This window comes from Planotetraspora kaengkrachanensis (genome assembly GCF_016862895.1).
GTDB lineage: Bacteria > Actinomycetota > Actinomycetes > Streptosporangiales > Streptosporangiaceae > Planotetraspora > Planotetraspora kaengkrachanensis.
In genome coordinates this window covers 1-1,107 of the sequence record NZ_BONV01000082.1, presented here as the reverse complement: position 1 = coordinate 1,107, position 1,107 = coordinate 1, and the positions used below count along the sequence as shown (strand labels likewise).

The window sequence follows — 1,107 nt, the reverse complement described above, 5'->3', positions numbered from 1 at the left end:
TAGTCGTTGCGCTTCTCGATGAACACCACGAAATCGATCGCACCCGCGATCAACATGTGCGACGCCTCGATCGGCAACCGCTCCTCCGCCTGCAACGCATACGTCGAAATACGGTTGAACACCTCCATCGACGAATTCGCATGAATCGTCGACAACGACCCGTCATTCCCCTGCGTCATCGCGTTCAGCATCGTGACGATCTCGTCACCCAACACCTCACCCACGATCACCCGCGACGGATTCATCCGCAGCGACCGCCGCACCAACTCCGCCATGGTGATCTCACCCTGACCCTCGGAGTTCGGCAGCCGATGCTCAAAAGCCACCACATTCGGATGCAACTCCGAAAACTGGTCCAACCCCAGCTCCAGCGCCCGCTCCACCGTGATCAACCGCTCATGCGCCGGAATCTCGTTCGCCAACGCCCGCAACAACGTCGTCTTCCCCGCGTTCGTCGACCCCGCGATCATCACGTTCTTCCGCGCCGCCACCACAGCCGACAGAAAACGGCCCAGGTCAGGAGATATCGTGCCGTTCCCCACGAGATCGCTGAGGAAGACCTTCCCGAGGCGAGCACGGCGGACCGACAGGGCGGGGCGGGCGGTCACATCCATCACCGCCGACAACCGCGACCCATCAGGCAACCGCAGATCCAACTGAGGATTCGCCGTATCGAACGGCCGCGACGACAACCCCGAATACGCCGCCAGAATCTGAATCAACTCCACCAACTCCTCATCGGAGTCGGCCACCGGATCGACCATCACCTCACGGCCATCCGCATAACTCACAAAAACCCGATCACACCCGTTGACATCGATATTCTCGATCTCCACATCATCCAACAACGGCTGCAACCGACCCACACCGAACAACGCGGCATGAACCCCCGCCGCCAACGCCTCCTCCTCCTCAGCCGTCGGAGGCGTCCGACCAACCCCGATCTCCCCCCGCGCGAACTCCTCCAACACCTGAGCGATCAACGCCCGCGCGAACTGCCGCTCATCCTCCCCCGACATCGCCGCCACACCACCGGCCTGATCCAACCGACGCTGACGCGCCAGCCGATCACCCACCTCCTGCCGGAACCGCTTCACCAGCGAGTGG

Annotated in this window: 1 protein-coding gene; it reads right to left on the bottom strand. The window is 62.3% G+C overall.

Annotated features, from left to right (window positions below; all coding sequences use genetic code 11):
- The coding region (locus Pka01_RS40435; protein WP_203888322.1) for a TadA family conjugal transfer-associated ATPase at positions 1–1,107 on the bottom strand (1,107 nt) is incomplete at both ends.